The 18,571-nt window shown below is 61.7% G+C and carries 18 protein-coding genes; 14 read left to right on the top strand and 4 right to left on the bottom strand.

Features of this window, described 5'->3' with window-relative positions:
* Positions 1 to 90: 90 nt before the first annotated feature.
* The 13 genes from ELQ88_RS30850 to ELQ88_RS30790 all read left to right on the top strand — a co-directional run bounded on the left by ELQ88_RS30850 (position 91) and on the right by ELQ88_RS30790 (position 12,673).
* The gene (locus ELQ88_RS30850; protein ID WP_128871435.1) at positions 91 to 1,362 is read left to right on the top strand and encodes a glutamate-5-semialdehyde dehydrogenase; all 1,272 of its coding nucleotides are present in this window, start codon (positions 91 to 93) and stop codon (positions 1,360 to 1,362) included.
* Position 1,363: 1 nt separating this feature from the next.
* Positions 1,364 to 2,053 (top strand): nicotinate-nucleotide adenylyltransferase, encoded by a 690-nt coding sequence (gene nadD, locus ELQ88_RS30845; RefSeq protein ID WP_138969204.1) that lies wholly within the window; start codon positions 1,364 to 1,366, stop codon positions 2,051 to 2,053.
* 73 nt (positions 2,054 to 2,126) lie between these two features.
* Positions 2,127 to 2,621 (top strand): ribosome silencing factor, encoded by a 495-nt coding sequence (gene rsfS / locus ELQ88_RS30840; protein ID WP_128871437.1) that lies wholly within the window; start codon positions 2,127 to 2,129, stop codon positions 2,619 to 2,621.
* Between the two features lie 9 nt (positions 2,622 to 2,630).
* Complete coding sequence (rlmH, locus tag ELQ88_RS30835) at positions 2,631 to 3,098, top strand: 23S rRNA (pseudouridine(1915)-N(3))-methyltransferase RlmH (protein ID WP_003185785.1); 468 nt, start codon at positions 2,631 to 2,633, stop codon at positions 3,096 to 3,098.
* A 10-nt stretch (positions 3,099 to 3,108) separates the two neighbouring features.
* On the top strand, positions 3,109 to 5,004 hold the full coding sequence (gene mrdA / locus ELQ88_RS30830) for a penicillin-binding protein 2 (RefSeq protein ID WP_128871438.1): 1,896 nt from the start codon (positions 3,109 to 3,111) through the stop codon (positions 5,002 to 5,004).
* Between the two features lie 31 nt (positions 5,005 to 5,035).
* On the top strand, positions 5,036 to 6,139 hold the full coding sequence (gene rodA / locus ELQ88_RS30825; RefSeq protein ID WP_168187363.1) for a rod shape-determining protein RodA: 1,104 nt from the start codon (positions 5,036 to 5,038) through the stop codon (positions 6,137 to 6,139).
* A 17-nt stretch (positions 6,140 to 6,156) separates the two neighbouring features.
* Complete coding sequence (gene mltB, locus ELQ88_RS30820) at positions 6,157 to 7,167, top strand: lytic murein transglycosylase B (protein ID WP_138969203.1); 1,011 nt, start codon at positions 6,157 to 6,159, stop codon at positions 7,165 to 7,167.
* Positions 7,167 to 8,183 (top strand): septal ring lytic transglycosylase RlpA family protein, encoded by a 1,017-nt coding sequence (locus tag ELQ88_RS30815; protein ID WP_138969202.1) that lies wholly within the window; start codon positions 7,167 to 7,169, stop codon positions 8,181 to 8,183. Before mltB ends, ELQ88_RS30815 begins: the two co-directional genes overlap by 1 nt.
* 182 nt (positions 8,184 to 8,365) lie before the next feature.
* Positions 8,366 to 9,523, top strand: coding sequence for a D-alanyl-D-alanine carboxypeptidase family protein (locus ELQ88_RS30810; RefSeq protein ID WP_138969201.1), 1,158 nt, complete (start codon positions 8,366 to 8,368; stop codon positions 9,521 to 9,523).
* A gap of 80 nt (positions 9,524 to 9,603) precedes the next feature.
* A complete protein-coding gene (locus ELQ88_RS30805; RefSeq protein WP_064679955.1) occupies positions 9,604 to 9,879 on the top strand; it encodes a DUF493 domain-containing protein in 276 nt (91 codons plus the stop codon).
* Positions 9,879 to 10,526, top strand: a complete 648-nt coding sequence (lipB, locus tag ELQ88_RS30800) for a lipoyl(octanoyl) transferase LipB (RefSeq protein ID WP_128871443.1) — start codon at positions 9,879 to 9,881, stop codon at positions 10,524 to 10,526. Before ELQ88_RS30805 ends, lipB begins: the two co-directional genes overlap by 1 nt.
* A gap of 25 nt (positions 10,527 to 10,551) precedes the next feature.
* Complete coding sequence (gene lipA / locus ELQ88_RS30795) at positions 10,552 to 11,550, top strand: lipoyl synthase (protein WP_168187364.1); 999 nt, start codon at positions 10,552 to 10,554, stop codon at positions 11,548 to 11,550.
* Between the two features lie 172 nt (positions 11,551 to 11,722).
* Complete coding sequence (locus tag ELQ88_RS30790) at positions 11,723 to 12,673, top strand: LD-carboxypeptidase (protein ID WP_138969200.1); 951 nt, start codon at positions 11,723 to 11,725, stop codon at positions 12,671 to 12,673.
* A gap of 140 nt (positions 12,674 to 12,813) precedes the next feature.
* Here the strand turns inward: ELQ88_RS30790 and ELQ88_RS30785 are convergent, their stop codons facing one another.
* Both ELQ88_RS30785 and arfA read right to left on the bottom strand, forming a co-directional pair.
* On the bottom strand, positions 12,814 to 14,136 hold the full coding sequence (locus tag ELQ88_RS30785; RefSeq protein WP_138969199.1) for a lytic murein transglycosylase: 1,323 nt from the start codon (positions 14,134 to 14,136) through the stop codon (positions 12,814 to 12,816).
* A gap of 62 nt (positions 14,137 to 14,198) precedes the next feature.
* Complete coding sequence (gene arfA / locus ELQ88_RS30780; protein ID WP_017340991.1) at positions 14,199 to 14,363, bottom strand: alternative ribosome rescue factor ArfA; 165 nt, start codon at positions 14,361 to 14,363, stop codon at positions 14,199 to 14,201.
* A gap of 202 nt (positions 14,364 to 14,565) precedes the next feature.
* Here arfA and ELQ88_RS30775 point away from each other — a divergent pair, with 202 nt between their 5' ends.
* The gene (locus tag ELQ88_RS30775) at positions 14,566 to 15,459 is read left to right on the top strand and encodes a PA4780 family RIO1-like protein kinase (protein ID WP_128871446.1); all 894 of its coding nucleotides are present in this window, start codon (positions 14,566 to 14,568) and stop codon (positions 15,457 to 15,459) included.
* A 95-nt stretch (positions 15,460 to 15,554) separates the two neighbouring features.
* On the opposite strand, the gene cueR is transcribed toward ELQ88_RS30775, so the two are convergent.
* Both cueR and ELQ88_RS30765 read right to left on the bottom strand, forming a co-directional pair.
* Positions 15,555 to 15,968, bottom strand: coding sequence for a Cu(I)-responsive transcriptional regulator (cueR, locus tag ELQ88_RS30770; protein ID WP_128871447.1), 414 nt, complete (start codon positions 15,966 to 15,968; stop codon positions 15,555 to 15,557).
* Entirely contained in the window at positions 15,965 to 18,358 is a 2,394-nt protein-coding gene (locus ELQ88_RS30765; protein ID WP_138969198.1) for a heavy metal translocating P-type ATPase, read from the bottom strand. The genes cueR and ELQ88_RS30765 overlap by 4 nt, the downstream gene beginning before the upstream one ends.
* Between the last annotated feature and the right edge of the window lie 213 nt (positions 18,359 to 18,571).

Below are 18,571 nucleotides of genomic sequence, written 5' to 3'. Positions count from 1 at the left end.
CGCCTGTCACCGCTGTTAGTCCCGGGACGCGACAGCTATAATCTGCCGCTTTACTCTTTACCAAGACCTTATCAAAGACCACTTCAGACCATGACTGAGTCCGTTCTTGACTACATGACCCGTTTGGGTCGCGCTGCCCGTGAAGCTTCCCGCGTCATCGGCCGTGCCAGCACTGCGCAGAAAAACCGCGCGCTGGAGGCTGCTGCCCAGGCGTTGGACGCTGCACGCGCCGAGCTGATAGCCGCCAACGAGCTGGATTTGGCGGCTGGCCGCGCCAGCGGTCTTGAACCGGCCCTGCTGGAGCGTCTGGCGCTGACCCCGGAACGCATCGACGGCATGATCGTCGGTTTGCGCCAGGTGGCGGCGCTGCCGGATCCGGTCGGGGCGATCCGCGACATGAGTTATCGCCCCTCAGGCATTCAGGTGGGCAAGATGCGTGTGCCGCTGGGCGTGATCGGGATCATCTACGAATCGCGGCCGAACGTGACCATCGATGCGGCCAGCCTGTGCCTGAAGTCCGGCAACGCGACCATCCTGCGCGGCGGCTCCGAGGCGATCAATTCCAACCGCGCCATTGCCGCCTGCATCCAGCGCGGCCTGGCCGAGGCCGATCTGCCGGCGGCCGTGGTGCAAGTGGTCGAAACCACCGATCGCGCCGCCGTTGGCGCGCTGATCACCTTGCCTGAGTACGTCGACGTCATCGTTCCCCGAGGCGGCCGTGGCCTGATCGAACGGATCAGCCGCGATGCCCGCGTGCCGGTGATCAAGCACCTGGACGGCATTTGCCACGTCTACGTCAGCGCCCACGCCGACCTGCAGAAGGCCCAGCGCATCGCGTTCAATGCCAAGACTTACCGGTATGGCATCTGCGGTGCGATGGAAACGCTGCTGGTGGATCAAACCGTTGCCAAGGATTTCCTGCCGTCGATGGCTGCACAGTTCCGCGAAAAAGGCGTCGAGCTGCGCGGTTGCGAACGCACGCGGGCGATCATCGACGCGACAGTCGCTACGATCGATGACTGGAGCACCGAATACCTGGCGCCGATCCTCTCGATCCGCGTGGTCGACGGGCTGGACCAGGCCATCGAGCACATCAACCAGTACGGCTCGCATCACACCGACTCGATCGTCAGCGAAAACCTGGCAGACACCCGCCGCTTTGTGGCGGAAGTCGATTCGTCGTCGGTGATGATCAACACCCCGACGTGCTTCGCCGATGGCTTCGAATACGGATTGGGTGCCGAGATCGGCATTTCTACTGATAAGCTGCACGCCCGCGGCCCGGTGGGCCTCGAAGGTCTGACCTGCGAGAAGTACATCGTGGTCGGGGACGGTCAGTTGCGCGGCCAGGCGTCGGTCTGAGTTGGGCGACCTCAAATCGTCCGCCCCGGTCACCACCCGCGAACCTGCGCCTCGGCGCATCGGCATGCTGGGCGGGACGTTCGATCCAGTGCACATCGGCCATTTGCGTGGTGCGCTGGAAGTCGCCGAATCGCTGGCGCTCGATGAGCTGCGCCTGACACCCAGCGCCAGACCGCCTCATCGCGGTACGCCGCAAGTGTCGGCCAAGGACCGTCTGGCAATGGTCGAGTGCGCGGTGGCCGGTGTGGCGCCGTTGGTGGTGGATGCCCGCGAATTGCAGCGGGACAAACCGTCCTACACCATCGATACCCTGGAGCTGATGCGTGCCGAACTGGCCGCGCAGGACCAGGTTTTTCTACTTTTGGGCTGGGACGCGTTTTGCGGCCTGCCCACTTGGCACCGCTGGGAAGAGTTGCTCCAGCATTGCCACATCCTGGTGCTGCAACGCCCGGATGCCGACAGCGAACCGCCGGATGCCTTGCGCAACCTGCTGGCAGCGCGCTCGGTGAGCGACCCGCTGGCCCTCAAAGGGCCGAGCGGACAGATTGCATTCGTCTGGCAGACACCGCTTGCGGTATCCGCCACCCAGATCCGTCAACTGCTGGCCAGCGGTAAGTCGGTACGTTTCCTGGTGCCCGACGCGGTCCTGGCCTACATCGATGCGCACGGACTTTACCGTGCGTCGAACTGAATAGGAGTGCTTCAAGGCACGTAGCAACAACGTGTATTGAAGCGCCTGAACATACGAGCAAAACGAGTTTTATATGACTGACAAAGACCAAACCAAAGTAAAGCGCAAAGGCACGTTCAAGAGCGCCCCGCTGCCAGTAGAGGCTCCAACCGGGCCGGAGCTGCGTGGCGAAGAACTGGTCAAGGTTGCCGTAGCAGCCCTGGAAGACGTGAAGGGCCAGGACATCCAGGTCATCGACGTTCGTGAAAAGCAGAGCATCACCGACTTCATGATCATCGCTACCGGTACGTCCAACCGCCAGATCGGCGCGATGCTGGACAAAGTCCGCGAAGCCGTCAAAGCCCAGGGCGTCAAGCCGTTGGGTGAAGAAGGCAAGGGCGACAGCGATTGGGTGCTGCTGGACATGGACGATGTCATCGTCCACATGATGACCGCCTCGGCTCGTCAGTTTTACGACCTGGAGCGTCTGTGGTCTGGTGCAGAACAGAGCCGTGCGCTGAACGCGGCTCACCACAGCCCGGAAAACACCCATGAGCACTTCGTCAAGCTCAACAAAGACCAGCAATAAGGGACCGCTGTGCGACTGCGACTGATCGCCGTCGGTTCACGCATGCCCAAGTGGGTGGAAGAAGGCTGGCATGAATATGCCAAGCGTCTTCCGTCCGAACTGGCGCTGGAACTGGTGGAAATACCGCTCAACACCCGCGGCAAGAACGCCGACGTGGCGCGCTTCATCCGTCAGGAAGGCGAAGCCATGCTGGCCAAGGTCGGGCCGAACGAGCGGATTGTCACCCTCGAAGTCCACGGCAAGCCCTGGAGCACCGAGCAGTTGGCGGTCGAGCTCGATCGCTGGCGGCTGGACTCGCGCACGGTGAATTTCATGGTCGGCGGCCCCGAAGGGCTGGCGCCGGAAGTCTGTGCCCGGGCCGATCAGCGCTGGTCGCTCTCGCCGTTGACCTTGCCGCACCCGCTGGTACGCATTCTGATCGGCGAGCAGCTGTATCGTGCCTGGACAGTGCTGTCCGGCCACCCTTACCACAAGTAGTTCTGCCCTCATGCCCCAGCCGATTCGCCTCAAGGACCACGAAAAAGACGCCCGTCTGGTGCGTGGCCGCGTCGTGTTCGGGGCAATTGCGGTGGTGGTGCTGATCTGTGTGCTGATCGCGCGGTTGTATTTCCTCCAGGTGATTCAGTACGAGTACCACTCGACCCTGTCGGAAAACAACCGCGTCCATGTGCAGCCGATTCCGCCGACTCGCGGGCTGATCTTCGACCGTAATGGCGTGGTGGTGGCCGATAACCGGCCGAGCTTCAGCCTGAGCATGACCCGCGAGCGCTCCGGTGACTGGCAGCAAGTGCTCGACGTGATCGTCGAGGTGCTGGAACTGACGCCCGAGGACCGGGTGATCTTCGAGAAACGCATGCGACAGGGGCGCCGGCCGTTCGAGCCGGTGCCGATCCTGTTCGAGTTGACTGAAGAACAGATCGCCCGCATTGCGGTCAATCAGTTCCGTCTGCCCGGTGTGGAAGTGGTCGCGCAGTTGGTTCGGCACTATCCGCAGGGCGCGCACTTTGCGCATTCGGTGGGTTACATGGGACGGATCAACGAGAAAGAGTTGAAATCCCTCGACCCGGTCAACTACAGCGGCACTCACCACATCGGCAAGACGGGCATCGAACGTTTCTACGAGCCTGAATTGCACGGCCAGGTGGGTTACGAGGAGGTCGAGACCAACGCCCGGGGCCGCGTATTGCGCGTGCTCAAGCGCACCGATCCGATTCCCGGCAAGGACATCGTGCTGAGCCTGGACATCCAATTGCAGGAAGCGGCCGAGGCCGCACTGGGCGGTCGCCGCGGCGCGGTAGTGGCGCTGGACCCGAAAACCGGCGAAGTCCTGGCGATGGTCAGTGCGCCGAGTTTCGATCCGAACCTGTTCGTCACCGGCATCAGCTTCAAGGCCTATGCCGAGCTGCGTGATTCGATCGACCGGCCGTTGTTCAACCGGGTCCTGCGGGGCCTGTACCCGCCGGGTTCGACCATCAAGCCAGCGGTGGCGATTGCCGGCCTGGATGCCGGTGTCGTGACCGCGTCGAGTCGGGTGTACGACCCCGGCTATTACCAGTTGCCCAACTACGATCACAAATACCGTAACTGGAACCGTAGTGGCGATGGCTACGTCGACCTGGACACGGCGATCATGCGTTCCAACGACACCTACTTCTACGACCTGGCCCACAAACTGGGGATCGATCGGTTGTCGGCATATATGGGCAAGTTCGGCATCGGCCAGAAGGTCTCGCTGGACATGTTCGAAGAGTCGCCGGGGCTGATGCCGACCCGGGAATGGAAGCGCGCGACCCGGCGCCAGGCCTGGTTCCCGGGCGAAACCCTGATTTTGGGGATCGGCCAGGGCTACATGCAGTCGACTCCGCTGCAACTCGCCCAGGCCACTGCGCTGGTGGCCAACAAAGGCATCTGGAACCGGCCGCATCTGGCCAAGACCGTCGAAGGCGAGCGGCCCAAGGACGAGAATCCGATGCCGGACATCATCCTGCGCGACCCGTCCGACTGGACCAAGGTCAACCACGGCATGCAGCAGGTGATGCACGGCGCCCGGGGTACGGCACGCAAAGCGGCGCTCGGTGCGCAATACCGCATCGCCGGCAAGAGTGGTACGGCCCAGGTGGTCGCGATCAAGCAGGGCGAGAAATACGACCGTTCCAAGGTCCAGGAACGCCACCGTGACCACGCCTTGTTCGTCGGCTTCGCGCCGGCCGACAACCCGAAGATCGTGGTGTCGGTGATGGTCGAGAATGGCGAGTCCGGTTCCGGCGTTGCGGCACCCGTGGTGCGTCAAATCATGGATGCCTGGCTCCTGGACCAGAACGGTCGGTTGAAAGCCGAATACGCCAGCCCAATCAGCGCGGAGGCTACGGCCCGTGAACAGTAATTTCGATCGCATTCTCTCCAGCGAGGATGTGATGCGGCGTCGTGCGACGCTGTTGCAACGCATGCACATCGACGGCCCGCTGTTGATCCTGTTGCTGACCCTCGCCGCCGGCAGCCTGTTCGTGCTGTATTCGGCCAGCGGCAAGAGCTGGGACCTGCTGGCCAAGCAAGCCACTTCGTTCGGTATCGGCCTGGTGTCGATGGTCGTCATTGCCCAGTTCGAGCCGAGGTTCATGGCCCGTTGGGTGCCGGTCGGTTATGTGCTCGGCGTGCTGTTGCTGGTGGTGGTGGACATCATGGGCCACAACGCCATGGGCGCCACGCGCTGGATCAATATTCCCGGGGTGATCCGCTTCCAGCCCTCGGAATTCATGAAGATCCTGATGCCGGCGACCATCGCCTGGTACCTGTCCAAACGCACCTTGCCGCCCCAGCTCAAGCACGTGGGCGTCAGTTTGTTTCTGATCGGCTTGCCATTCATCCTGATCGTGCGTCAACCCGACCTTGGCACCTCATTGCTGATCCTGGCGGGTGGTGCGTTCGTGTTGTTCATGGGCGGCCTGCGCTGGCGCTGGATCCTCAGCGTGCTCGCCGCCGCCGTGCCGGTGGCTGTCGCCATGTGGTACTTCGTCATGCACGATTACCAGAAGCAGCGAGTCCTGACGTTCCTCGACCCGGAGAGCGATCCGCTGGGCACCGGCTGGAACATCATCCAGTCCAAGGCCGCCATCGGTTCCGGCGGCGTGTTCGGCAAGGGCTGGCTGCTGGGCACCCAGTCGCACCTGGACTTCCTGCCGGAAAGCCACACCGACTTCATTATTGCGGTCATGGGTGAAGAATTCGGCCTGGTGGGCATCTGCGCACTGCTGCTGATTTACCTGCTGTTGATCGGTCGCGGGCTGGTTATTACCGCCCAGGCCCAGACATTGTTCGGCAAATTGCTCGCGGGCAGCCTGACCATGACGTTTTTTGTTTACGTTTTCGTCAACATCGGTATGGTCAGTGGCCTGTTGCCGGTCGTGGGGGTGCCGTTGCCGTTCATTAGCTACGGAGGAACTTCGCTGGTGACGCTGCTGTCAGCGTTTGGGGTTTTGATGTCGATCCATACCCATCGTAAGTGGATCGCACAAGTTTGAATAAGGTGAAGATTTCAATGCAAGTAATGCGTGGCTGGGCGACTCGATACGCGCCATGGGTCGGCCTGGTAAGCATCCTTGGCACAGCGCAGGACGCGTTTGCCGGCGATTACGAAGGCTCACCCCAGGTGGCCGAATTCGTCGGTGAAATGACCCGCGACTACGGTTTTGCCGGTGAGCAGCTGATGGGCGTGTTCCGCGAAGCCGAGCGCAAGCAGTCGATCCTGGACGCGATCTCGAAGCCCGCCGAGCGGGTCAAGCAGTGGAGCGAATACCGCCCGATGTTCATCACCGATGCGCGCATCGCCCGTGGTGTGGACTTCTGGCGTCAGCACGAGGCGGTACTGGCTCGTGCGGAACAGGAATACGGCGTGCCGGCGCAGGTTATTGTGTCGATCATTGGTGTCGAGACCTTTTTCGGACGTAATACCGGGAATTTCCGGGTCGTCGACGCCTTGTCGACCCTGGGTTTCGACTATCCTCCCCGTGCCGAATTTTTCCGCAAGGAATTGCGTGAGTTCCTGCTACTGGCCCGTGAAGAGCAGGTCGATCCGTTGACCCTCAAGGGCTCCTACGCCGGGGCGATGGGCTTGCCGCAGTTCATGCCGAGCAGCTTTCGCGCGTATGCGGTGGACTTCGACGGTGATGGCCACATCAATATCTGGAACAACCCGGACGATGCCATCGGCAGCGTCGCCAGCTACTTCAAGCGCCACGGCTGGGTGGCCGGCGAGCCCGTGGTCAGCCGCGCCGATGTGCGCGGCGATCAGGTGGACAGCGGCTTGACCACCGGTATCGAACCGACTAAAACCGTCGGGGAGTTGCGAGCGCTAGGGTGGTCAAGTCATGATGCGCTGCGCGATGATATGCCGGTCACGGCATTCCGCCTGGAAGGTGACAAGGGTCCTGAATACTGGATGGGTCTGACGAATTTTTACGCGATCACGCGTTATAACCGCAGCGTGATGTACGCCATGGCCGTACATCAACTGTCTGAACAGCTGGTCCAAGCACGGGGCGTCAAGTAATGCGGGCATTGCCTATGAATAAACCCCTGAAGCTGATGGCATTCGCCGCGTTGACGGTGCTGGTCGCCAGTTGTTCGACCAGCCGCTCGCCGACGCCAACAAAGTCTTCTCCCGCCGTCGTGCGTGCAACGCCAGGCCTGGACATCAACCGCGCGCACAAAGACGGTGCGCCTTGGTGGGACGTCGACGTAGCGCGCATCCCTGATGCGACACCGACCCTGCACACGGGTCCTTATAAAGCCAACCCGTATACCGTGCTGGGCAAGACTTATTTCCCGCAGCAAGAATCCAAGTCCTACGTCGCGTCGGGCACGGCGTCCTGGTACGGCACCAAATTCCACGGCCAGAACACCGCCAATGGCGAGGTCTATGACCTGTACGGCATGAGTGCCGCGCACAAGACGTTGCCGCTGCCCAGTTACGTTCGGGTGACCAACCTGGACAACAACAAGACCGTCGTATTGCGGGTCAACGACCGCGGGCCGTTCTACTCTGACCGGATCATCGACTTGTCCTATGCCGCCGCCAAGAAGCTCGGTTATGCCGAATCCGGTACGGCGCGGGTCAAGGTCGAAGGCATCGACCCGCAGCAATGGTGGGCCGCCAAAGGGCGTCCGGCACCGTTGATGCTTAACGAGCCGAAAACCACGCAAAATAACGCCCCGGTGATCACGGCTTCGGCCGGCACCGTTGAACAATGGACGCCACCGCCGCAGCAACACGCCGCGGCGGTCGTTCCTGTGCCGATCGATGCAAAAAAAAACGCTTCTGCACAAGCCTCTGGCCAGTATCTGCAGGTGGGCGCGTTCGCCAACCCGGACGCTGCAGAACTCCTGAGATCGAAGCTCAGCGGGATGGTGAGCGCTCCGGTGTTTATCAGCTCGATCGTGCGCAATCAACAGACACTGCATCGGGTTCGCCTGGGGCCGATCGGCTCGCCGGGTGAAATCCAGCAAGTGCAGAACAGCGTGCGCTTGGCCAATCTCGGTTCGCCGAGCCTGGTCACCGCCGAGTAACACGTAGTACTTGATTGAAGGTTCACTTGCGGTTTTGGGGGGTGAACCTGGTTGTTGGCTCGTTTTAGAACAAAAGCCCGGCAAGGGTTCTGAGTGAACAACTGAACACGCGACAGCTCGTTAGAAAGCTGTCTGATTAGTTTTGCCTTCGGGCAGTTTCCATTAGCGATTTCGAGAGACGGATGAACATCACCACCTTTGCCAAACGCCTGTGCCTGCTAGTCCCGCTGCTCCTCTCGCCTGCCGCGTTCGCGGTCGAGATGATGCCGTCGCCACCACAATTGGCCGCCAAATCCTATGTGCTCATGGATGCCAGCAGCGGCAATGTGCTGGTGGAGAACAACGGTGACCAGCGTCTGCCACCGGCCAGCCTGACCAAGCTGATGACCGCGTACATCGCGACCCTGGAAATCCGTCGTGGCCAGATCGGTGAAAACGATCCGGTGACCGTCAGCGAAAACGCCTGGCGTACCGGCGGTTCGCGGATGTTCATCAAGGTCGGCTCGCAAGTCACCGTCAGCGACCTGCTGCACGGCATCATCATCCAGTCGGGCAACGACGCCAGTGTTGCGCTGTCCGAACACATCGCCGGCAGCGAAGACGCGTTCGCCGACATGATGAACAAGACAGTGGCCGACCTGGGGATGACCAACAGCCACTTCATGAACCCGACCGGTCTGCCGAACCCTGAGCACTATTCGTCGGCTCACGACATGGCCGTGCTGGCTCGCGCGATCATCCACGAAGACCCGGCTCACTACGCGATCTACTCGCAGAAAGAGTTCTTCTGGAACGGCATCAAGCAACCTAACCGCAACCTGCTGCTGTGGCGCGACAAGACCGTCGACGGTCTGAAAACCGGCCACACCGACGAAGCCGGCTACTGCATGGTGTCTTCGGCCGTGCGTGATGGCATGCGCCTGATCGCCGTGGTGTTCGGCACCAACAGCGAAGTGGCACGTGCCTCCGAGACCCAGAAGCTGCTGACCTACGGTTTCCGCTTCTTCGAAACCCAGACCTTCTACCAGAAAGGCGCCGAGCTGGCTCAGGCACCTGTCTGGAAAGGCACCACCAATCAAGTCAAGGCTGGCCTGGCCCAGGACCTGACCCTGACCCTGCCGAAGGGCCAGCTGAAAAAGCTTGCCGCCAGCATGACCATGAACCCGCAACTGATGGCGCCAATCGCCAAGGGCGACGTGATCGGTAAAGTCGAAGTGAAGCTGGACGAGAAGGTGGTGCACAGCGCCGACCTGATCGCCCTCGACGCGGTCGACGAGGGTGGTATCTTCCGCCGCATGTGGGATAGCATCCGTCTATTCTTCTACGGCTTGTTCAACTGAATTAGTGTGGACTCGCATGGCCCCGTTCCAATCCGGAGCGGGGCCATGTCCGTTGCCACGGCTTACGAGGCCGTTACGCCATGACAGACACCGAAGTAAAGGCGCCAAAAATCGAATTTCCCTGCGCGGATTACCCGATCAAGGTAATCGGCGACACGGGTGTGGGTTTCAAGGACAAGATCATCGCGATCCTTGAGAAACACGCCACCGTTGACCACGAGACCCTGGCCGAGCGCCAGAGTACCAACGGCAAGTACACGACCATCCAGCTGCACATCATCGCCACCGGTCAAGAGCAGCTGTACGACATCAACAGCGAGTTGCGGGCCACCGGTTTCGTGCACATGGTGCTGTGATGTCCGGCACGCTGGGCTTTCGCGAGCTTGGCCAGATGGCTTACGAGCCGGTCTGGCATGCCATGCAACGCTTCACCAACGAACGCGGCAGCGATGCCGCGGACGAGATCTGGCTGGTCGAGCACCCGCCGGTGTTCACCCAGGGCCAGGCCGGCAAGGCCGAGCACTTGTTGCTGCCGGGGGATATTCCGGTGGTGCAGGTCGATCGCGGTGGTCAGGTGACTTATCATGGTCCCGGCCAATTGGTGGCTTACCTGTTGCTTGACGTGCGCAAGCTGGGTTTCGGTGTGCGTGACCTGGTCACCCGCATGGAACACTGCCTGATCGAGTTGCTGGCCAGCTACGGCGTCACGGCCGCGGCCAAGCCGGATGCCCCGGGCGTCTACGTCGACGGGGCGAAAATCGCTTCTCTGGGTCTGCGGATCCGCCACGGTTGTTCCTTTCATGGCCTGGCCCTGAACGTGGATATGAACCTGGAACCGTTTCGACGGATTAATCCCTGCGGCTACGCCGGGCTGGCGATGACCCAGCTGAGCGATCACGCAGGATCGATTGAATTTGCCGAGGTAAGTGCCCGGCTGCGCGCGCAGCTCGTCAAACACCTCGACTATGCTGAGCAGACGACCCTAACGGGCGGAATCGACTGATATGACTACTGATGCAGTGCAAACCATGATCCCGACGCTGGATGTTACCGAGCGTCCGGCCCCGCGTGCCAAGGTTGAAGCCGGCGTCAAGCTGCGCGGCGCCGAGAAGGTTGCACGTATCCCGGTGAAGATCATTCCGACCACCGAACTGCCGAAGAAACCCGACTGGATTCGCGTGCGCATCCCGGTTTCGCCGGAAGTCGACCGCATCAAGGCCCTGCTGCGCAAACACAAGCTGCACAGCGTGTGCGAAGAAGCGTCCTGCCCGAACCTGGGCGAGTGCTTCTCCGGCGGCACCGCGACCTTCATGATCATGGGTGACATCTGCACCCGTCGCTGCCCGTTCTGCGACGTCGGCCATGGTCGTCCGAAACCTCTGGACGTCAACGAGCCGCAGAGCCTGGCCATCGCCATCGCCGACCTGAAGCTCAAATACGTGGTGATCACCTCGGTAGACCGCGACGACCTGCGCGACGGCGGTGCCCAGCACTTTGCCGACTGCATCCGCGAGATCCGCAAGTTGTCGCCGAACGTGCAGCTCGAAACCCTGGTCCCGGATTACCGTGGCCGCATGGACGTCGCGCTGGACATCACCGCTGCCGAGCCGCCGGATGTGTTCAACCACAACCTGGAGACCGTGCCGCGCCTGTACAAGGCCGCGCGTCCGGGTTCGGATTACCAGTGGTCGCTGACCCTGCTGCAACGCTTCAAGCAGATGATGCCGCACATTCCGACCAAGTCCGGCCTGATGCTGGGTCTGGGCGAGACCGACGAAGAAGTCATCGAAGTCATGAAGCGCATGCGCGAACACGACATCGACATGCTGACCCTGGGCCAGTACCTGCAACCGTCCCGCAGCCACTTGCCGGTGCAACGTTTCGTGCACCCGGACATCTTCGCCTGGTTCGCCGAGGAAGGTTACAAGATGGGCTTCAAGAACGTCGCCTCCGGCCCGCTGGTACGTTCCTCGTACCACGCCGACGAGCAGGCGAAGCTGGTCAAGGCCGAGCTGATGTCGTCCTGATACCGACGACGTAAAAACAGCCCGCAAGGATGTTCCTCTTGCGGGCGTTTTTTTGCCCGGCCTACAGCCATTGCAGATTTTTCCTGCAACCTGCGGGGCGACTGTCCCTCTTCTGTTTGTCCCCGTTCCTGACTACTGTGTGCTTATCGCTTTCACGCAGGGAGATTCATGGATGACTGTTAGACCCACTCACAGGCTTTGTCCTCATGCGCCTGTTCCGGCCTTGCCGTCGCAAGGGTTGATCGGTGTCATCGCACCTGCCGGTCCGGCAGCGCTGGACACCGACAAAGCCATTGCCTGGATGCACGCGCGCGGTTATTCGGTGCGGGTGTATCCCGGCGTGTACGAGCGGGATGGCTACCTGGCCGGTAGCGACGAAGTGCGGCTCAATGACCTGCACGCCGCATTTGCCGACAGCGAGGTCGAGGCAATCATCTGTCTTCGCGGCGGTTACGGTACGCCGCGATTGCTTGATCGCATCGACTTCGAGCTATTGCGCAACAATGCCAAGCCATTCATCGGCTACAGCGACATCACCGCGCTGCACCTGGCGATCAGCCGTTATGCAGGCTTCGTGACCTTCCATGGTCCGATGCTCAACGCGGACCTGTTGGGCGAAAAGCAAAAACCGACCGAGTCGTCGTTTTTCAATATGCTCAGGGGGCAGCTGAAGGCGGGCAGTGTGCTGACGCACCCGGTGGGTTACCCGTTGACCACCATTGAGCCTGGCATCGCTCACGGGCGTTTGTTGGGGGGCAATCTGTCGATGATTGCCGCGACCATGGGCACGCCTTATGAAATGGATGCCGAGGGTGTCATCCTGTTCATCGAGGACATCAACGAGCCGCTGTATCGCATTGATCGGCTGCTGACCCATCTGCGACTGGCAGGCTCGCTGCACAAGCTGCGCGGGGTGCTGGTGGGGGATGTAGCGGGGGTTGATGTCGCGGCGCTGGAGCGCTTGCTCAAGCAGACTTTCGCACCGTTGCGGATACCGGTGTTGTCCGGGTGGCGCAGCGGGCATTGCGATCCGAACCTGACGTTGCCGATGGGGGCTTTGGTGCGGCTGGATGCAGGGGAGAAAGAACTGTTGTTGGAGCAGGATGTGGTGGTCAAGCGGTAGATGTTAGTCGCCTGATAGTCCGCCTTCGCGAGCAAGCCCGCTCCCACATCTGATTCTCTGTGAACACATAAATTGTGAACGCCAGAAATTAAATGTGGGAGCGGGCTTGCTCGCGAAAGCGGCATTCGCCATACGGTTGTCTATCGGTTACGCAGCCCTTCGAGCAACTTGTGCGTCGGATACCCGTCGGCCGGCCAGCCAAACGACTGCTGTGCACTGCGGATCGCCTTGCGGGTGTTGGCGCCGATGATGCCGTCGGCGGTGCCCGCATCGTAGTTCTGCGCACTCAGCAGGCTTTGCAGTTCAATGCGCTCGGTACGGCTCAGCGGCATATCGTCTTTCGGCCAGGTGCCGTTGATCAGGCCAGCGCCGTTGAAACGTTCGGACAACAGGCTGACAGCCAACGCGTAGGACGACGAGTTGTTGTACTTGAGGATCGCGCGGAAGTTGTCCAGGACCAGGAACGCCGGGCCGCGATAACCGGCCGGCAGCAGCAGGGCCGCGGACAGCTGTTCGGAACCAGGCGGAACCTGGGCGCCATTGGGCAGGGTGACGCCCAATTGCAGCCATTCGGCAACACTCTTGCGAATCGTGCCATCGGCCAGCACGTAGTTGAAGCTGCCGGGCAGTTGTACTTCGAAGCCCCACGGCTGGCCTTTCTGCCAGCCCGAGCTTTGCAGGTAGTGCGCGGTCGAGGCCAGGGCATCGGCCGGGCTGCCCCAGATGTCACGCCGGCCGTCACCGTCGAAGTCCACGGCGTGGGTGTTGTACGTGGTGGGGATGAACTGGGTCTGGCCCATGGCCCCGGCCCAGGAACCGAGCATCGCTTCCGGTTCGATATCACCCTGTTGCAGGATTTGCAGTGCGGCAATCAATTGCGCGTGGGCGAACCCGGGACGCCGGCCTTCATAGGCCAGGGTCGCCAGGGAGTTGATCACCGACTTGCTGCCCTGGAACTGACCGAAGTTGCTCTCCATGCCCCACACCGAAACCAGTGCCTGACGATCGACGCCATAACGCTGCTCGATGCTTTGCAGGATGTCGGCATATTGGCCGACCAGCGCCTGGCCTTTGCGTACCCGCAGTGGCGAAAGAGCACCGTCGAGGTACTCCCACACCGGGCGGGAAAACTCCGGCTGGCTGCGGTCGGCGCGGATCACGCTGGTGTCCAGGCTGACATTGGCAAAGGCGCGGTCGAACAGATCGGCGCGGATGCCGGCGGCCAGAGCGTCCCTGCGAAAACCCGCTTGCCATTCGGCGAAGGTCTGGGTCGGCTGGATGTCGAGGTTGTCACCGGTCGGCACCACGGGCGGGATCACCGCAGGGGCTGTCGCGATGGGGAGGGTCTGAAGCGGCTGGGCGTCGGCGGCGGTCGGTTTTTCCGCGCAGGCGACTAGCAAAATGAGGCTGGAGGCAGCTATCAGTTGGCGAACGTGCCAACGACGGGAAAGACAAAGGGGCATGCACAGGTCCAGGGAGTACGAATCAGGTGCAGACCTTAACATGTTGAGCGATTGCTTGCCTTTCAGGCCGCCAGAAAGTAAGAAGCCTCCCAGTTGTCAGACTGGAAGGCTTCGCGGCGGTAGCTGCCTTTGCCTTTGCCGGCTCGTTCCTGACGGCTGCGGAACAGTGGCTGGGCGATGATGGACTTGGCCTTGTTCGGGCCATTTTTCGATGGCTTTTTGCTCATGAACAGATCTCTTGAGTGAGGGGGATGGGACGGGGAAAATAATCTGCCGAAGTTGTGGTTTTGTCTATAGGGCAACTTTTTCCGACACATTGTGGGTGTTTGCACTGTTCATAGGTCGGCAACCCCTCCCCCGAATGAGTGGATTGCCGTATAACGAATGACTTTCGCGTGTTTGGTAATAAAGGACCCACAATAAAAGCTGATGAAGACTCCAAAACGCATTGAACCCCTGATCGAGGACGGTCTGGTCGACGAGGTGCTGCGCCCACTCATGAGTGGTAAAGAAGCAGCTGTTTACGTGGTGCGCTGCGGTAACGAGTTACGTTGCGCGAAGGTCTACAAGGAGGCGAATAAACGCAGTTTTCGTCAGGCGGCCGAGTATCAGGAAGGTCGCAAGGTACGCAACAGCCGTCAGGCCCGGGCGATGGCCAAGGGTTCCAAGTTCGGCAAGAAAGAAACCGAAGACGCCTGGCAGAATGCCGAAGTGGCGGCATTGTTCCGTCTGGCCGGTGCGGGCGTTCGGGTGCCCAAGCCTTACGACTTCCTGGAAGGCGTGCTGCTGATGGAGCTGGTAGCCGATGAATACGGCGATGCCGCACCACGCCTGAACGACGTCGTGCTGGAGCCGGACCAGGCGCGCGAATACCACGCGTTCCTGATTTCGCAGATCGTGCTGATGTTGTGTACGGGACTGGTGCACGGTGACTTGTCGGAATTCAACGTGCTGCTGACCCCGACGGGGCCGGTGATCATCGACTTGCCGCAGGCGGTGGATGCGGCGGGTAACAACCACGCGTTCAGCATGCTGGAGCGGGATGTCGGCAACATGGCGTCCTACTTCGGGCGGTTTGCCCCGGAGTTGAAGAAGACCCGGTACGCCAAGGAAATGTGGGCGCTGTACGAAGCCGGCACCTTGCACCCGGCCAGTGCTTTGACCGGTGAGTTCGACGAGCCGGAAGAGATGGCCGACGTTGGCGGCATCCTGCGTGAAATCGAGGCCGCACGCCTCGATGAAGAACGTAAGCAGGCGGTACGCGCCGCAGACGACGCACCACCCGGCAAGACCGAAGAACCGCCTCCGCCCTGGATGCAGTGACAGGTCAATAAAAAACCCGGCTTCGGCCGGGTTTTTTGTGCAGGACGCAAATCCCCCTACATTGGTTGGCTACCAATCTTCAAGGAATGAGGCAGTCAGGCGCGAGCGGGCACGCCACAGCAGCCCGACTCAAGATTTTTGAGGATCGGGCAATCGGGACGGTGATCACCCTGGCAATGCTCGACCAGGTCCTGCAGCGTGTCGCGCAGTTGGCCGAGCTCGAGGATCTTGCGGTCCAGTTCCTCGATATGCTGGCGGGCCAGCGCCTTGACGTCGGCGCTGGCGCGTTGACGGTCCTGCCAGAGGGTCAGCAATTTGCCGACCTCTTCCAGTGAAAATCCCAGGTCGCGGGAGCGCTTGATGAACGCCAGGGTGTGCAGGTCGTCGTCGCCATACACTCGATAGCCACTGTCGGTACGATGGGCGGCCTTCAGCAGGCCGATGGATTCGTAATAACGAATCATCTTGGCGCTCAGTCCGCTCTGGCGGGCCGCTTGGCCGATGTTCATGGGTGTTCCTCCAGTTCCTTGGGCTTCCAGGTTTTCAGCAGTAGCGCATTGCTCACCACGCTGACGCTCGACAACGCCATGGCCGCGCCGGCGAGCACCGGGTTGAGCAAGCCTGCGGCTGCCAGCGGAATGCCGATCAGGTTGTAGACGAAGGCCCAGAACAGGTTCTGCCGGATCTTCGCGTAGGTCTTGCGGCTGATGTCCAGCGCCGCCGGCACCAGCCGTGGATCACCGCGCATCAAAGTGATTCCGGCGGCGTGCATGGCTACGTCGGTGCCGCCGCCCATGGCGATGCCGATGTCGGCAGCCGCCAGGGCCGGGGCATCGTTGATGCCGTCGCCGACCATTGCCACCACCCCGGTTTTCTTGAGGGTGGCGACGGTGGCGGCTTTGTCGGCGGGCAATACTTCGGCGTGGACATCTTTAATGCCGAGCGCCTCGGCGACCACTTTGGCACTGCCGCGATTGTCGCCGGTCAGCAGGTGGCTGCTGATGTTGCGAGCGCGCAGTTGTTGCACCGCTTGCAGCGCGCCGGCCTTGAGGGTGTCACCAAAGGCGAACAAGCCCAGCACTTTCGGTTCGGGGCTTTGCTCGATCAGCCAGGACAACGTCCGGCCTTCGGTTTCCCATGCGGTTGCGCTATCAGCCAATGGACCGGCGCTCAAACCGCTCTCTTCCAGCAGGCGCCGATTGCCCAGCGCCAGCCGCCGACCCTCGAGGGTGCCGGCAATGCCGCGCCCGGTCAGGGACTGGCTGTCACTGACATCGGCCACATTCAAGCCACGTTCGGCGCAAGCGTCCAGCACGGCCTTGGCCAACGGATGTTCACTGCCGCGCTGCAGCGCCCCGGCCCTTTGCAACAGAGCGGCTTCGTCAGCGTCGATCGCACTCAAATGGGCGATGCGCGGCGCGCCCGAGGTCAGCGTGCCGGTCTTGTCGAACACCACGGCGCTGACTTCATGGGCACGCTCCAGCGCTTCGGCGTCCTTGATCAGAATCCCGTAGCGCGCCGCCACACCGGTGCCGGCCATGATCGCCGTCGGCGTGGCCAGCCCGAGTGCGCAAGGGCAAGCAATCACCAACACCGCCACGGCGTTGATCAGCGCCGTTTCCATCGGCGCCCCGTACAGCCACCAACCGATCAAGGTCGCCAACGCGATCAGCAACACCGTCGGGACGAATACCTGGCTGACTTTATCCACCAGTTTCTGGATCGGCGCCTTCGCCGCTTGAGCGTCTTCCACCAGGCGGATGATCCGCGCCAGTACCGTTTCCGCGCCCAGGGCCTGGGTGCGAACCAGTAACCGGCCTTCGCCATTGATGGCGCCGCCGGTGACCTTGTCGCCGGGCTGTTTCGGCACCGGCAGGCTTTCGCCGCTGATCAGCGCTTCGTCGGCGTGGCTCTGGCCTTCGACGACTTCGCCGTCCACCGGGAAACGTTCGCCGGGTTTGACCATGACCAGATCGTTGAGGCGCAAGGCGCTGATGGCAACGTCCTGCTCACGGCCGTCGATCACTTGAATCGCTCGCTCCGGACGCAAGGCTTCAAGGGCGCGGATGGCGCTGGCGGTCTGGCGCTTGGCGCGGCTTTCCAGGTATTTGCCCAGCAACACCAGGGCAATCACCACCGCCGAGGCTTCAAAGTACAGGTGCGGCGTGCGCCCGGCGGCGGTGGCCCATTCGTAAAGACTCAAGCCATAACCGGCGCTGGTGCCCAAGGCCACCAGCAAATCCATGTTGCCGGCACCGGCACGCACGGCTTTCCACGCGGCGATATAAAAACGCGCTCCGAAGACGAATTGCACCGGCGTCGCCAGCGCAAATTGCACCCAGGCCGGCAGCATCCAGTGCACGCCGAAGGGTTGCAGCACCATTGGCAACACCAGCGGCAGGGCGAGGACGATTGCGATGATCAAGGCCCAACGCTCGCGGTGCAGACGCTGTTGCTGATGGTCGGTTGGCGGGTGTTCGACTTCCCAGACGCTGGCGCCGTAACCCGCCTTGGTCACGGCGGCGATCAATGCCTGCGGATCAATCTGCCCGAGTAACTCGAGGTGGGCGCGTTCATTGGCCAGGTTGACGCTGACGCGCTTCACCCCCGGCACCTTCGCCAGCGCACGTTCGACCCGGCCGACACAGGAGGCGCAGGTCATGCCGTCGATGCTCAACTCCAGGGTCTGTTGCGGCACGCTGTAGCCGGCTTGCTCCACGGCGTCCATCAAGGCCTGCAGGCTGTCGCTGGGCGCTTGAACCCGGGCCTGCTCGGTGGCGAGGTTGACGCTGACGGCACTGGCGCCGATGACTTTGCTCAAGGCACGCTCGACACGTCCGGCGCAACTGGCGCAGGTCATGCCGGCAATCGGCAGATCGAAAGTGGTGGATTCGGACATCGGTCGCGCTCCCTGTAGAAGATGCCTACAGGATCAACCTTGCCATACGGGCAAGGTCAAGCGCCATGATTCAGATCAAAAGATCGTCCGAACGCGGCCCGAGCCTGCGGCAGCTGCAGGGATCGTGTTGACTGCACAATTGTAGGAGCCGGCTTGCTGGCGAAGGCGGCGTTTCAGGCGATATCAATCTCGCAGGTGATGGCCTCTTCGCTG

Origin of the sequence: Pseudomonas sp. MPC6, from assembly GCF_006094435.1 — a bacterium.
Lineage (GTDB): Bacteria > Pseudomonadota > Gammaproteobacteria > Pseudomonadales > Pseudomonadaceae > Aquipseudomonas.
Note: the sequence above shows the minus strand (reverse complement) of the source record. Positions and strands in the feature narration are given on the sequence as shown.

Coding starts and splice junctions, on each gene's coding strand:
- ELQ88_RS30850 (WP_128871435.1), top strand. CDS start 91: ATGACTGAGTCCGTTCTTGACTACATGACCCGTTTGGGTCGCGCTGCC.
- rsfS (WP_128871437.1), top strand. CDS start 2,127: ATGACTGACAAAGACCAAACCAAAGTAAAGCGCAAAGGCACGTTCAAG.
- mrdA (WP_128871438.1), top strand. CDS start 3,109: ATGCCCCAGCCGATTCGCCTCAAGGACCACGAAAAAGACGCCCGTCTG.
- rodA (WP_168187363.1), top strand. CDS start 5,036: ATGCGGCGTCGTGCGACGCTGTTGCAACGCATGCACATCGACGGCCCG.
- mltB (WP_138969203.1), top strand. CDS start 6,157: ATGCAAGTAATGCGTGGCTGGGCGACTCGATACGCGCCATGGGTCGGC.
- ELQ88_RS30815 (WP_138969202.1), top strand. CDS start 7,167: ATGCGGGCATTGCCTATGAATAAACCCCTGAAGCTGATGGCATTCGCC.
- ELQ88_RS30810 (WP_138969201.1), top strand. CDS start 8,366: ATGAACATCACCACCTTTGCCAAACGCCTGTGCCTGCTAGTCCCGCTG.
- ELQ88_RS30805 (WP_064679955.1), top strand. CDS start 9,604: ATGACAGACACCGAAGTAAAGGCGCCAAAAATCGAATTTCCCTGCGCG.
- lipB (WP_128871443.1), top strand. CDS start 9,879: ATGTCCGGCACGCTGGGCTTTCGCGAGCTTGGCCAGATGGCTTACGAG.
- lipA (WP_168187364.1), top strand. CDS start 10,552: ATGATCCCGACGCTGGATGTTACCGAGCGTCCGGCCCCGCGTGCCAAG.
- ELQ88_RS30790 (WP_138969200.1), top strand. CDS start 11,723: ATGACTGTTAGACCCACTCACAGGCTTTGTCCTCATGCGCCTGTTCCG.
- ELQ88_RS30785 (WP_138969199.1), bottom strand. CDS start 14,136: ATGCCCCTTTGTCTTTCCCGTCGTTGGCACGTTCGCCAACTGATAGCT.
- arfA (WP_017340991.1), bottom strand. CDS start 14,363: ATGAGCAAAAAGCCATCGAAAAATGGCCCGAACAAGGCCAAGTCCATC.
- ELQ88_RS30775 (WP_128871446.1), top strand. CDS start 14,566: ATGAAGACTCCAAAACGCATTGAACCCCTGATCGAGGACGGTCTGGTC.
- cueR (WP_128871447.1), bottom strand. CDS start 15,968: ATGAACATCGGCCAAGCGGCCCGCCAGAGCGGACTGAGCGCCAAGATG.
- ELQ88_RS30765 (WP_138969198.1), bottom strand. CDS start 18,358: ATGTCCGAATCCACCACTTTCGATCTGCCGATTGCCGGCATGACCTGC.